This is a genomic window from Cupriavidus sp. SIMBA_020, assembly GCF_046535395.1.
Lineage (GTDB): Bacteria > Pseudomonadota > Gammaproteobacteria > Burkholderiales > Burkholderiaceae > Cupriavidus > Cupriavidus campinensis.
Genome location: NZ_JAWRWU010000851.1, coordinates 1 through 263, shown reverse-complemented (window position 1 = coordinate 263; position 263 = coordinate 1). Strand labels below are relative to the sequence as shown.

1 pseudogene is annotated in these 263 nt (G+C 70.3%); it reads left to right on the top strand.

Features of this window, described 5'->3' with window-relative positions:
- A pseudogene (locus tag SB751_RS31800) lies at nucleotides 1–263 on the top strand (recombinase); the annotation flags it as partial.

The window sequence follows — 263 nt, the reverse complement described above, 5'->3', positions numbered from 1 at the left end:
GGTGGCGCAGCATTGGCTGCAACGGCCCCTGATCGATGCCGAGAAGGCTCAGGCCACGCTGGACTCGTTTTCCCTGTGGGGACCGACGCCGATCTACGCCGCCGCCACCGCCGTGCTGCTGTGGCTGTCCAGCCTGATCGCGGGCTGGGCCGACAACTGGTTCGCCCTGCATCGCGTGCACGACGTCATGGCCTACGACCGCCGCATCCGCCATCTGTTCGGCGCGCGCGGCGCGGCGCGCTGGGCTGGCTTCTGGCAGCGCA